We start from the raw sequence: 11,674 nt of genomic DNA on the forward strand, positions 1-11,674 counted from the left end.
TAGTTATGGAGTATTTATGAGTAAGGAATATATGAACGATGGTTCATTAAGTGAAAAATGGAAATATCGCTTTAGTTTTTATGATCAACATGGCTTTCCTGGATTCTGGGGGGCAACACCAGAATATAAAGCAGCATTTAAAACATTAAAAGTAAGACAACGATTAACTATTCAAATGAATTTCATTGCTTTCTTCTGTTCCTGGATCTATTTATTTGTTCTGGGATTATGGAAAAAAGCAATTATAGTTCTATTACTTGGCATTCTATCTTTATTTGTTGGTGCACTAATTGGCGTTAACATTCTGGGAATTGCCGTAGCAGCCTATGTTGCTGTTAACACGAACAAATGGTTTTATGAGAAAGAGGTAAAAGGGTTAAATACCTGGAGCCTTTGAATAACAGGTGGCTTAGCCAGGCTAAGCCACCGCTCTCGTTTTTTACAACCAGTTCTTCCGCTTAAAGTACAAATACGGTGCCAGGCCCGCGAGGATCATAAAGATAATCGCGCCTGGGTAGCCGAAACTCCACTTCAGTTCAGGCATAAACTCAAAGTTCATGCCATAGCTGGAAGCAACCAGCGTCGGCGGCAGGAACACGACGGATACCACCGAGAAGATTTTGATGATGCGGTTCTGCTCGATGTTGATAAAGCCCATCGCCGCCTGCATCAGGAAGTTCACCTTCTGGAACAGGGATTCGTTATGCGGCAGCAGGGATTCGATATCTCGCAGGATTTCACGCGCCTGCTCCAGTTGCCCACCCGGTAAGCGTGCTTTACGTACCAGGAAGTTGAGCGCGCGCTGGGTATCCATCAGACACAGGCGAACTTTCCAGCCGATATCTTCCAGTTCCGCCAGCGTGGAGAGCGCCTCGTCGTACTCATCGCCCTGATGCCCTTCCATAATTACCCGGCTCAACTGCTCCAGGTCGCTGTAGATATTTTCAATTTCATCTGCCAACTGTTCGATTTTGGTTTCGAACAGATCCAGCAGCAGCTCGTAGGCGTTACCGTCCACCATTGACTGGCTACGGGCACGCATACGATACAGACGAAAAGCGGGCAGTTCACGCTCACGCAGAGTAAACAGACGACCATCACGGATGGTAAATGCCACAGTGGAGTTACCGGCGTGATCTTCCGCATCTTCAAAGAAGAAGAAGGAGTGAATATGCAGGCCGTCATCGTCTTCAAAGAAACGTGCCGATGCTTCGATGTCTTCCAGTTCCGGGCGGGTTGCCAGGCTCTGGCCAAGTTCAGATTGTACGCGCAGTCGCTCGTCGTCGTCCGGTTCGACAAGATCAATCCATACTGCATTTACAAGGGGTTGTGACTCTTCGACTTCCAGCCGGGTCAGTCGGTTATTTTCCAGTTGAAATGCGCTCAGCATGACCGGGACTCCCAATGCTTAAAATATCGGACAGTTCGGTGGGCACACAGAAACAAATTGGGTTTCAGACCATTAAACAGCCTGACTCAGCGCGACGGGAAAAATTGAGGTCGCTGACAACCGCTAAGGCTATCAGCAAAAAGGGATAGCCTTAGGAGTTGATCCTGGATGACAGGATAATGAGCCAGTATCTACTGGGTGTGTCCAAGGCGAATGTCCTCTTAGAGTGATCGTGCGCGCATGTTACGCCAGCAAAATTTTGCCGTCAACACGCAACGGAACACCACAGAACAATAGTTGAACTTCGCGCTTTTTGGTACTCGTCAAGGTCGTTAACAGGATAAAAAAATCACACATCCAGGACCTATAATGGCGCATCGGCTACTCATTGGTAAAGGAATGATCACCTTGAATCTCAAACGGATTTTACCCGCCCTCGTCTTACTCCCCTTATTTGCTGGTGCTGCTGATGACTGCACACTCTCTGATCCGACACTGACCGTGCAGGCATATACCGTTAATCCTCACACCGAACGGGTGAAAATGTACTGGAAAAAAGCCAATGGAGAAGCGTGGGGAACGTTACATTCGCTGCTAGCTGATGTTAATAGTCAGGATCAGGTTCAGATGGTGATGAACGGCGGCATCTATGATGAAAACTATGCGCCACTCGGTTTGTACATCGAAAACGGTCAGCAGAAAGTGGCGTTAAATCTCGCTTCAGGTGAAGGGAATTTCTTTATCCGTCCTGGCGGTGTGTTTTATGTCGCGGGAGATAAAGTCGGCATCGTTCGTCTGGATGCCTTTAAAACCAGTAAAGAGATTCAGTTTGCGGTGCAGTCAGGGCCAATGTTGATGGAAAACGGCGTCATTAATCCGCGTATTCATCCCAACGTCGCCTCACGCAAAATTCGTAATGGTGTTGGGATTAATAAACAAGGGAACGCCGTGTTTTTGTTGAGCCAGCAGGTGACAAATTTTTATGATTTTGCCTGTTATGCCAAAGCGAAACTGAACGTTGAGCAACTGCTTTATCTTGATGGCACGATTTCACATATGTATGTGAAAGGCGGGGCAATCCCGTGGCAACGCTATCCTTTTGTTACCATGATTTCCGTCGAGCGGAAAGGTTAGAACAACCGTTTTGTATCACTGAATATGGTGCAGATGCCGGATGCGGCATAAACGCCTTATCCGGCCTACATGACGTTGCAATTTATTGAATCTACATGATTTTATAGGCCGAATATGGTGCGCAGCACCGCATCCGGCAACGTTATACCGTCTCCAGCCGGGCGTAAGCCGCCACCAGCCATTTAATACCCTGGCCCTGGAACGCCACCTGCAAACGGCTATGCTCGCCGCTGCCTTCCATATTGACGATAGTGCCTTCACCAAACTTAGCGTGGCGTACGCGCTGGCCGAGTTTGTAGCCGCTGTCGTTCTCGACCATCGGCGTACCCATCCGCTGATGGCTGACAGGACGGCTTACCGTAGCGCGCAAGCGCACCTCTTCCACACACTCTTCCGGCAGCTCGCCAATAAAGCGCGACGGGCGATGGTAAACTTCTTTGCCATACAGACGGCGGGTTTCCGCATAGGTCAGCGTCAGTTTCTGCATCGCGCGGGTTACGCCAACGTAGGCCAGACGGCGTTCTTCTTCCAGACGCCCGCCTTCATCCAGCGACATCTGGCTTGGGAACATGCCCTCTTCCATACCAACGATAAACACCTGCGGGAACTCCAGACCTTTCGCCGAGTGTAGCGTCATCAACTGCACCGCATCCTGCCAGGTATCCGCCTGCCCCTCGCCCGCTTCCAGTGCCGCATGGGAGAGGAACGCCTGCAGCGGCATTAAATCTTCGTCTTCTTCGTTGTAGCTGAACTGGCGCGTTGCCGTCACCAGTTCCTCTAAGTTTTCGATACGCGTCTGGCCTTTTTCGCCCTTCTCCTGCTCGTACATGGTGCGCAGGCCGGAGTCTTTAATGACCCGGTCAGTCTGTACATGCAGCGGCATATCGACAGTTTCCTGCGCTAAGGCGTCGATCAGTTCCATAAACCGCTGCAAGGCGCTGGCTGCTCGCCCGGCGAGCGCTTTTTCCTGCAACAGTTCACGGCACGCTTGCCAGAGGGTTAACTGGCGATCGCGCGATGCCTGACGCACCACGTCCAGCGTCCGGTCACCAATACCCCGCGTTGGCGTATTGACCACACGCTCAAAGGCCGCGTCGTCGTTACGGTTGGCAATCAGGCGCAGATACGAGAGCGCATCTTTGATTTCCTGGCGTTCGAAGAAGCGCATCCCGCCATAAATACGGTACGGCATACTGGCTTGTAATAACGCCTCTTCCAGTACACGCGACTGGGCGTTGCTGCGGTAGAGAATGGCGCACTCGGCGAGCGCTCCGCCGTTATCCTGCCAGGTTTTGATGCGGTTAACGACAAAACGCGCTTCGTCGAGTTCGTTAAAAGCGCAATAGAGGGAAATCGGCTCACCGTCCGCGCCATCGGTCCACAACTTTTTACCCAGACGCCCGTTATTGTTTTCAATCAGGGCGTTAGCGGCGCTCAGAATATTGCTGGTAGAGCGGTAGTTCTGCTCCAGACGGATAGTTTCAGCACCGGGGAAATCATTGAGGAAACGCTGAATATTCTCTACCTGCGCCCCACGCCAGCCGTAGATTGACTGGTCGTCATCGCCAACGATCATCACTTTGCCAGTATCGCCCGCCAGCAGGCGGATCCACGCGTACTGAATGTTGTTGGTATCCTGGAATTCGTCTACCAGGATATTGGTAAAACGTTCGCGGTAGTGTTGCAGGATATGCGGCTTGTTAAGCCACAGTTCGTGGGCGCGTAGCAGTAGTTCAGCGAAGTCTACCAGGCCCGCGCGGTCGCACGCTTCCTGATACGCCTGGTACACCTTCTGCCAGGTCTGCTCCACCGGATTACCGTAGCTTTGAATATGATGCGGACGCAGCCCTTCATCTTTCTGGCTGTTGATGTACCACATTGCCTGGCGCGGCGGCCACTGCTTCTCGTCGAGGTTCATGGCTTTGATCAGACGCTTAAGCAGGCGCAGCTGGTCTTCGCTGTCGAGGATCTGGAAATCCTGCGGCAGGTTGGCGTCCATATGGTGCGCACGCAGCAGACGGTGTGCCAGCCCGTGGAAAGTGCCGACCCACATACCGCCCTGGCTGGTGCCCATCAGTTGCCCGATACGATGGCGCATTTCTGCCGCCGCTTTGTTGGTAAATGTCACCGCCATAATCGAGTACGGCGAGCAGTTTTCCACGCTCATCAGCCAGGCGATACGATGCACCAGTACGCGCGTCTTACCACTGCCCGCGCCCGCCAGCACCAGAAGGTTGCTGCGTGGCGCGGCCACCGCTTCGCGCTGTTTGTCATTAAGGCTGTCGAGCAGGTAAGAAACGTCCATTGGCACCGCCGCGTAAAAATAGGTTGGGCGGAGAAGCGCAACGCCCTCCGCCAAAAAGCTGGGTATATATACAGATTTGCTGATTATATCAGCGAGGTCAGAGATGCCAACCGGGAAATTTCCAGATGCGGGAGTAAACGGCTGTCCCAGGTTTGCATCAGATCGCCATTTTCCGGTCTGATCCAACAGGCCTGCATTCCGCTGCGAATTGCCCCACCCACGTCAGTGGTGAGATCGTCCCCGACATGTAAGATCTCACCGATCGGCACGTTGAGTTTTTCCGCCGCCAGGAAGTACATATCGCTGAACGGTTTCGAGCGCCCGTGCGGACCAGCGCGCAGCACAAACTCAAAATAATCCCCCAAACCAAACAGCTCCGGCTGGGCGTTACCGTTGGTGATCGCCACCAGCGGCCATTTCTTCGCCAGCTGTTTTAAGGTGTCGTGCGTTTGCTGCGGAACGTCGATCCGGCTACGCCATTTGGCAAAGTTGATCATTGCCGCGTGTGCGCCTGCACTGGCTTCTTCTGCGCTCAGCCCGGCGTCGAGCATCGCTTGTTCTATTGAGCGAAAACGCCAGCGCGTCACATCATGATAAATCTCGGGTTCCGCTTCCCGTACCGCCTGACGCAGACGTTGCAGATCTTCATTCTGGAAGCTGCGCAGCGCCGGATGGTAATTTTGCACAAAGGTAAGCGCCTCCTGCTCAGTGCGCAAAATCACCGGACGGTTATCGTAAAGGGTATCATCCAGGTCAAAGGTGAGCGCCGAGATGCGCCCCAAAGGCCGGTAAAAACGCATTATTTCCCCCGTTTGGCGCGTGGATGCGCCGCATCGTACACCGAGGCAAGGTGTTGAAAATCAAGATGAGTATAGATTTGCGTGGTAGAAAGGTTGGCATGACCCAGCAGCTCCTGTACACCACGAAGATCACCGCTCGACTCCAGCATATGCGTAGCGAACGAGTGACGTAATTTATGCGGGTGAACGTGATTATTCAGCCCTTGTTTTATGCCCCATTCGGCAAAGCGTTTCTGCACATTACGCGCGGAGATACGCTTGCCCAGTTTCGACAGAAAAAGCGCGTCGTCTTCGCTACCAAACAGGTCGCGCAAATCAAGCCAGTGCTCAATCCACGCCACGGCGTTGCGACCAATCGGCAGGCGGCGCTCTTTGCTGCCTTTCCCCATCACCCACACTTCGCCGGACTCCAGGTCGAGGTGTTTGATATCGAGCCCCACCAGTTCGGAAAGACGCAGACCCGCACCGTACATTACTTCCAGCATTGCCCGATCGCGCACGGCGAGGGGATCGTTGATATCAATATCCAGCAGCCGATTTATATCATCGACGTCGATATTTTTCGGCAGATGACGCGGCGCTTTCGGTGCCGAAACACCTTTCGCCGGGTTGGCTTTAAGTTCGTTCTGGCTGACCAACCAGTCAAAAAAGCTACGTAGCGCAGAGAGGCGTAATGCGAGGCTTGCCGCGCCCAGCCCTTTACGGCGACTGCGTACAGCGAAATTGCGCACCATCGCCGCATCACATTGCTGCCAGCTTTGCAGGCCGTTTTCGCTGGCAAAATTGATGATCGCCTCAAGTTGGCGCTGGTAGTTAAGCAGGGTTATCGGGCTAAGCTGACGCTCCACGCTCAGATAACGTAGGTAGCGTTCTACATCGGTGTGTAAATCGGTCATACGCGTTCAATCCAACGCTCCAGAAGCTCCGGCAACATCAGCGCAATTTCATGAAGTAACTGCGTTCCCTGCCCTTGTTGATAGTGACTGGCATCGCGGCTGGTGAACAGCACGACACCCAAATCAGCATCATTCCCCAGCATCGACATCGCCACCGATCCTACCGCTTTCGCTTCCGGTAGCACCACCAGCAGCTCCGGTCCGTTAAGCGGCCCAAGATAGTGCTGTTCCTGCCCCAGACGCTGAATACGCAGCGGTTCGAAAGACTGACGGCTTAATGCGAGATGAGTGTGGTTCGACGGCGCACCTAAGCGCCAGCGATCCGGAAACAGGCGCAGACTCGCACCTGCCAGGCCGAGATCGCGCGCCCAGCGGTGAAAACGCATCAGCATATCGTCGAGACTGCTGGCGGCGGTGAGACTACGCTGCAGGTAAAGTAAGCGATAGAACAAGCCTTCGTTGGCGATAGCCTGTTCCATCAACAGCGCCATGTTCTCTTCCAGAACATGAATATGATGACGTGCGCGGGCCATGTGCCACTCGACCAACGAAACGGTGCCGCGTACCGGATGCGGCACACGTATCGCTTCTACTGCGCGCGCATTGCGGATAAAAAATTCAGGATTTTTAATCAGATAATCGACAACCGCCCGGTCATCTAGCTCCGTGAGTGTTTCCTGTAGTTCTTCCCCTGGTTGCTTCATAGATGAATAAATCCGTCGTAGACATGTACCGCCGGCCCCGTCATATATAACGGGTGACCCGGACCTTTCCAGGCGATATCAAGACGACCGCCGGGGAGTTCCACGCGTACTTCTTCGGCCAGCAAACCTTGCTGAATCCCTACCGCCACCGCCGCACACGCGCCGCTGCCGCAGGCCTGGGTTTCTCCTGCCCCACGCTCATAAACGCGTAAACGAATATGCTCGCGCTTAACCACTTGCATAAAACCGATATTAGCGCGCTCCGGAAAACGTTCGTGGCTTTCCAGAACAGGACCAAGCGTTTCTACCGCCGCAGTATCGACATCATCAACCTGAATCACGCAGTGCGGATTTCCCATCGACACCACGCCGCATAAGATTGTCTGCTCGGCGGCGCGCATAATATAGGTCTTTTCCGCTTTGTTAGCGCGAAATGGCACGGCAGAAGGTTCGAAGTTGGGTTCGCCCATATTGACGCGCACCAGATCGTCATCGGTGACGGTCAGAACCATCCGCCCGTTGGCAGTGCTGACGCGGATATCGCGCTTATTGGTCAGCCCTTTCAGGCGCACAAAGCGGGCAAAGCAGCGCGCGCCGTTGCCGCACTGCGCCACTTCACTGCCATCAGCATTGAAAATGCGATAGTGAAAATCCAGTTCCGGATCATACGGTGGCTCAACCACCAGCAGTTGGTCAAACCCTATCCCCAGGTGCCGATCCGCCAGACGACGAATCAGTTCTGGTGAAAAAAAGACATTCTGCGTTACCGCGTCGACGACCATAAAATCGTTGCCAAGGCCATGCATTTTCGAGAACTGCATCATTTACTCCAATCACGCGGGTACAGAAACTGACTTTTAGTAATTCACCTGGGATGGACCATCGCCAGTGGCGCGATCGTTTTTATCCGGCACCGTGGATTGCGTTTGCGTCTCTACCGGTTTGGTCGGTGGCGGTGCGTTTTTATCTGCAGGCGGGAAATAGAGCGGACCTTTCAGACCGCAGCCCGTCAGGCTGAAGAGAGTAAGTAATACAGTGAGTGCCTTAAACACGTTTTTCATTATGGATTGCCTGTAAAGTTCATCGCTTTCTGCTTTCTATCATCGCAGGAGAAGACGTAAAAGCAAGCGTTTAGCGACTCTTTATGAAGTCTGAAAAATGAGGAATTGCTGCGAGTATAACGCTTACACGTGGTGATTTATGTTTTGCTGGTAGTTTCGTGATCGGCACCTCGCGCCAGGATGGCTTTATGCACTATCGCAATGTGGTTTGTTTGTTGTCTTGTTCGTTATTCTTATCCCCGGCATGGGGATGTCGGCTTTCCGCGCCTGAACATAATATTTACCAGAAACAGGGAAAAGGCGTGGTGTACCTGCGCCCTTATAAAGAAACAAATCTTTCTCTACCTGACGTGAATTACAAGAGTTTGCGTCGTTTACCTAATTTATTAATAGACGCAACAACACAAGATGAATGGAATAAAGAACCACCTCTGACTGATCTAACAACTGACAACCTCTATGAGGGCGCACAAGCCTGGTATCCCCATTACTCCTGGCATAGCGATGGTCGCTATATCCTCTACGCGGGTGAAGTAGTGCAAAATCCTCACGACGCACCACCCGTCGATATCGCCTCATTCAAGGCATGGGGAGATTTTGCCGCGGATAAACACAGTCTCTATTTTGAAGGCAAGCGCACCGATAACAATGGCGGGGGAAATAGCTTAGATATCAAAACACTGCATCAGGTGGAATTCCGGCCTCCCTGGGATCCTGACTTACTGGGGCTGATATTACGTGACGCTAATTTCTTGTATATCAATGGGCATCGCCTCGCAGATCCCGATAGTTTCCGTGTGCTGGCACAAAAGTCATGGGATCAGCGAGGAAAGTTTTCTACCGCGTTTAATCCCTGTGTGGCTATGCCATTTGGCCCCTGGGATACCCTGGCTCGTACACGCACCAAAATCCTGATCAACGGCGAACAGCTTGATGCCGACCCGGACACCTTTTCCGTCGTGCGCTGGATGCCCGGCTCACTCTTGACCTGGCGTGATAAAAACGGGCTACAGCGTAAAGTCCTCGACAAGGAAAATCTGGCGTGGGATGAAGATTTAACAAAGCACTGTCTGGATTTTTCTCTGCTGGAAAAGAAAGTGTTCTGGCGTAAAGGGCCTGCTTGTAAACAGGAAGAAGTACCGGGGCTCGATCCTGAACAGTTCCACCCCATCAGTGATGCTGTCGCCCAGTATCAGGATTCGCTTTATACCATCATCGAAACAGAGTCTGGTGACCGCAAGCTGGAGATCGTAAAACTTGATGATCCCAATCTTATTATCAACAAACGTTTCAACGCCGGGAAACGCCATGGCTATTTACTTACGCGTGCCGAAGGGTGGCCAAACCATTCCGGTTTACACGTGTTTGAATCTGACGGACCGCTGATCTTACTGGATAACCACTCTCCGGATGAACGCGAAGCCCATCTTGATGACCATCCCTTTTTGCGCAGATGGTATGCCCGCGATAACCGCTACGTTTACAGCTTTGATGGCGCGCAGCTCTGGCGATACCGCACCGCGGATCCGAAACAAGTTCGCTTAATCTGGAAGGAACAACATTCGGGATATGGCTATGGCGTAAATTACAAAACGGGATATCTGGACGGAAAAATTACCGATGACGGCGAATTTATTCCTGCCCCGCGCAATGAGGCGACAAAATGAAAGGTCAAATAATCACAGTTGCACTCATCCTGTTGGGGCACACATTTCTGACACCTGCTGTACAGGCCATAGGGTTCGACTATTACAATGATCACGGTGTTATGTCTTACGGTAAAGGTTATGGGGAGGATGAGAAAATTATTGCCCAATTTCCGAAGATGAACAGAGCCGATTTGCGCCTTGTGACAAATATATCCGGGAAGCGGGAGTTAGTGGAAGGCTATATACCCACCGATGAAATAAGCATAAAAAATGAGGAATACCACTGGGTGACAGACGGCCACGTTATTCTCTGGCGTGGCAAAATCGTTAGCAATCCACCGGGAACACCCACTGTCGATATTGCCAGCTTTCAGGCTATGGGCCGCTTCGCGGTCGATAAATATAGCCTCTATTTTGACGGACAGCGCACCGAAAGTAATAGCGGCGCGTCACGTGTTGATCTGGCGACACTAAAAGCTATCGAAGGTAACTCTACCACGCTGGTGGATAGTAAAAATCTCTACTTGTCCGGTCGACGTCAGGGGAGCAGCAGTAATGTTACTGTATTAGAAAAAAGATGGTGGGGTATTAATCCACGTCTTATGAGTGCAAACAGAAATTTGTATTCCAATGATCTGCTTATCCGCAGTGGGCAGAATATTTATTTAAATGGCGTTCACCTTACGGCGAATGCAGACTCATTTGAGATAATTCGCTGGATACCTCATTCACTGCTGGTTTTTCGCGACAATAAGGGTCTGCATCGTTATCCCTTTGGTCAATTATCAGGCAAGGCAATACCCGTAGATGATGACGTCTCTTTTGAAGTAGGGGAAAGTCGCGTTCGCTGGCGTAAACAGCTCACGCCCGACCGTCAGTGGAGCCAGTGGATAGACCTACCAGGTATTGAACCTGAACAATTTCATCTGATTACTGACAATATTGCGCAGTATAAAGATCGGCTGTATGTAACAAAATTATCGACTTTTGGTGAAGACCAGCTTGAAATAATCCCGCTGGATTCGCCAGACCTGGTCATTGATCACTCATTTAATCGCGGCAAACAGCATGCTTACTTTATCCACCAATTACGGTCACGCAAGAGCGTGCAAATTATTCCAACTAACAGCCCGCTAACTAAAAACGATCGCTTTGCTTATGACGATCGCAATGTTTATACATGGACCGATACAGAGGTAAGGATTACACCCTCCCCCTGCCCAGCGAAAACATACGTCAGAGAAAAGAATGTCCGTGAAATTCATAACAGCGACATTATTATTCCGGTGACGGAGGAATCGTGCCGGAACGCAGCAGCAGACGGGTAAACTTTGAAGCCCTGACACCATGCCGCTATACTGCCGCCATCACCTAAAAACAGGAAACAACAATGAACGACAGTGAATTTCATCGCCTGGCCGATACCCTGTGGCTGACCATTGAAGAACGTCTGGACGACTGGGATGGCGACAGCGATATCGACTGTGAAATCAACGGCGGCGTGTTGACCATTACCTTTGAAAACGGCAGCAAAATCATTATTAACCGCCAGGAACCGCTGCACCAGGTGTGGCTGGCAACCAAACAGGGCGGCTACCATTTTGATCTGAAAGGCGATGAATGGATTTGCGACCGTAGCGGCGAAACCTTCTGGGATTTGCTGGAACAGGCGGCAACGCAGCAAGCGGGTGAAACAGTCAGTTTCCGCTAAGATTGCATGCCGGATAAGCCTCGC

The 11,674-nt window shown here is 51.7% G+C and carries 13 protein-coding genes; 5 read left to right on the forward strand and 8 right to left on the reverse strand.

What is annotated here, in order from left to right; genetic code table 11:
- The first annotated feature begins 16 nt into the window (after window positions 1-16).
- Window positions 17-397 carry a DUF2628 domain-containing protein gene (locus tag HEN33_RS13100; protein ID WP_176262860.1) on the forward strand — a complete coding sequence of 127 codons (381 nt, stop codon included), beginning with the start codon at window positions 17-19 and terminating at the stop codon, window positions 395-397.
- Between the two features lie 42 nt (window positions 398-439).
- Here the strand turns inward: HEN33_RS13100 and corA are convergent, their stop codons facing one another.
- Together corA and ysgD are read right to left on the reverse strand one after the other, a co-directional pair.
- On the reverse strand, window positions 440-1,390 hold the full coding sequence (gene corA, locus HEN33_RS13105; protein ID WP_000947159.1) for a magnesium/cobalt transporter CorA: 951 nt from the start codon (window positions 1,388-1,390) through the stop codon (window positions 440-442).
- A gap of 151 nt (window positions 1,391-1,541) precedes the next feature.
- Window positions 1,542-1,598 carry a YsgD/CorL family protein gene (gene ysgD / locus HEN33_RS26355; RefSeq protein ID WP_212723238.1) on the reverse strand — a complete coding sequence of 19 codons (57 nt, stop codon included), beginning with the start codon at window positions 1,596-1,598 and terminating at the stop codon, window positions 1,542-1,544.
- A 161-nt stretch (window positions 1,599-1,759) separates the two neighbouring features.
- Here ysgD and HEN33_RS13110 point away from each other — a divergent pair, with 161 nt between their 5' ends.
- Window positions 1,760-2,524: a phosphodiester glycosidase family protein gene (locus HEN33_RS13110; protein ID WP_176262859.1), complete on the forward strand. Its 765-nt coding sequence runs from the start codon at window positions 1,760-1,762 to the stop codon at window positions 2,522-2,524.
- 142 nt (window positions 2,525-2,666) lie between these two features.
- Here HEN33_RS13110 and uvrD read toward each other — a convergent pair whose 3' ends face one another.
- From uvrD to lptM, 6 genes are all read right to left on the reverse strand, one after another.
- Complete coding sequence (gene uvrD / locus HEN33_RS13115; RefSeq protein ID WP_176262858.1) at window positions 2,667-4,829, reverse strand: DNA helicase II; 2,163 nt, start codon at window positions 4,827-4,829, stop codon at window positions 2,667-2,669.
- A gap of 83 nt (window positions 4,830-4,912) precedes the next feature.
- Window positions 4,913-5,629: a 5-amino-6-(5-phospho-D-ribitylamino)uracil phosphatase YigB gene (gene yigB / locus HEN33_RS13120; protein ID WP_001213567.1), complete on the reverse strand. Its 717-nt coding sequence runs from the start codon at window positions 5,627-5,629 to the stop codon at window positions 4,913-4,915.
- Window positions 5,629-6,525 (reverse strand): tyrosine recombinase XerC, encoded by an 897-nt coding sequence (gene xerC, locus HEN33_RS13125; protein WP_000130685.1) that lies wholly within the window; start codon window positions 6,523-6,525, stop codon window positions 5,629-5,631. The genes yigB and xerC overlap by 1 nt, the downstream gene beginning before the upstream one ends.
- Window positions 6,522-7,229, reverse strand: a complete 708-nt coding sequence (locus tag HEN33_RS13130; RefSeq protein WP_176262857.1) for a DUF484 domain-containing protein — start codon at window positions 7,227-7,229, stop codon at window positions 6,522-6,524. The genes xerC and HEN33_RS13130 overlap by 4 nt, the downstream gene beginning before the upstream one ends.
- Window positions 7,226-8,050, reverse strand: a complete 825-nt coding sequence (gene dapF / locus HEN33_RS13135; protein ID WP_001160648.1) for a diaminopimelate epimerase — start codon at window positions 8,048-8,050, stop codon at window positions 7,226-7,228. Before dapF ends, HEN33_RS13130 begins: the two co-directional genes overlap by 4 nt.
- 36 nt (window positions 8,051-8,086) lie before the next feature.
- On the reverse strand, window positions 8,087-8,290 hold the full coding sequence (gene lptM, locus HEN33_RS13140) for an LPS translocon maturation chaperone LptM (protein WP_000799889.1): 204 nt from the start codon (window positions 8,288-8,290) through the stop codon (window positions 8,087-8,089).
- Between the two features lie 188 nt (window positions 8,291-8,478).
- Between lptM and HEN33_RS13145 the strand changes: the two genes are divergently transcribed.
- The 3 genes from HEN33_RS13145 to cyaY all read left to right on the forward strand — a co-directional run bounded on the left by HEN33_RS13145 (window position 8,479) and on the right by cyaY (window position 11,650).
- A complete protein-coding gene (locus HEN33_RS13145) occupies window positions 8,479-9,957 on the forward strand; it encodes a DKNYY family protein (protein WP_105271957.1) in 1,479 nt (492 codons plus the stop codon).
- Entirely contained in the window at window positions 9,954-11,267 is a 1,314-nt protein-coding gene (locus tag HEN33_RS13150) for a DKNYY family protein (protein WP_176262856.1), read from the forward strand. Before HEN33_RS13145 ends, HEN33_RS13150 begins: the two co-directional genes overlap by 4 nt.
- Window positions 11,268-11,329: 62 nt before the next feature.
- Window positions 11,330-11,650 carry an iron donor protein CyaY gene (gene cyaY / locus HEN33_RS13155; RefSeq protein WP_000999963.1) on the forward strand — a complete coding sequence of 107 codons (321 nt, stop codon included), beginning with the start codon at window positions 11,330-11,332 and terminating at the stop codon, window positions 11,648-11,650.
- Window positions 11,651-11,674: the final 24 nt, after the last annotated feature.

Source organism: Escherichia sp. 94.0001 (assembly GCF_013369155.2).
In the GTDB taxonomy this organism is placed as follows: domain Bacteria; phylum Pseudomonadota; class Gammaproteobacteria; order Enterobacterales; family Enterobacteriaceae; genus Escherichia; species Escherichia coli_F.

Coding starts and splice junctions, on each gene's coding strand:
- cyaY (WP_000999963.1), top strand. CDS start 11,330: ATGAACGACAGTGAATTTCATCGCCTGGCCGATACCCTGTGGCTGACC.
- xerC (WP_000130685.1), bottom strand. CDS start 6,525: ATGACCGATTTACACACCGATGTAGAACGCTACCTACGTTATCTGAGC.
- HEN33_RS13150 (WP_176262856.1), top strand. CDS start 9,954: ATGAAAGGTCAAATAATCACAGTTGCACTCATCCTGTTGGGGCACACA.
- HEN33_RS13130 (WP_176262857.1), bottom strand. CDS start 7,229: ATGAAGCAACCAGGGGAAGAACTACAGGAAACACTCACGGAGCTAGAT.
- yigB (WP_001213567.1), bottom strand. CDS start 5,629: ATGCGTTTTTACCGGCCTTTGGGGCGCATCTCGGCGCTCACCTTTGAC.
- dapF (WP_001160648.1), bottom strand. CDS start 8,050: ATGCAGTTCTCGAAAATGCATGGCCTTGGCAACGATTTTATGGTCGTC.
- lptM (WP_000799889.1), bottom strand. CDS start 8,290: ATGAAAAACGTGTTTAAGGCACTCACTGTATTACTTACTCTCTTCAGC.
- HEN33_RS13145 (WP_105271957.1), top strand. CDS start 8,479: ATGCACTATCGCAATGTGGTTTGTTTGTTGTCTTGTTCGTTATTCTTA.
- HEN33_RS13100 (WP_176262860.1), top strand. CDS start 17: ATGAGTAAGGAATATATGAACGATGGTTCATTAAGTGAAAAATGGAAA.
- HEN33_RS13110 (WP_176262859.1), top strand. CDS start 1,760: ATGGCGCATCGGCTACTCATTGGTAAAGGAATGATCACCTTGAATCTC.
- corA (WP_000947159.1), bottom strand. CDS start 1,390: ATGCTGAGCGCATTTCAACTGGAAAATAACCGACTGACCCGGCTGGAA.
- uvrD (WP_176262858.1), bottom strand. CDS start 4,829: ATGGACGTTTCTTACCTGCTCGACAGCCTTAATGACAAACAGCGCGAA.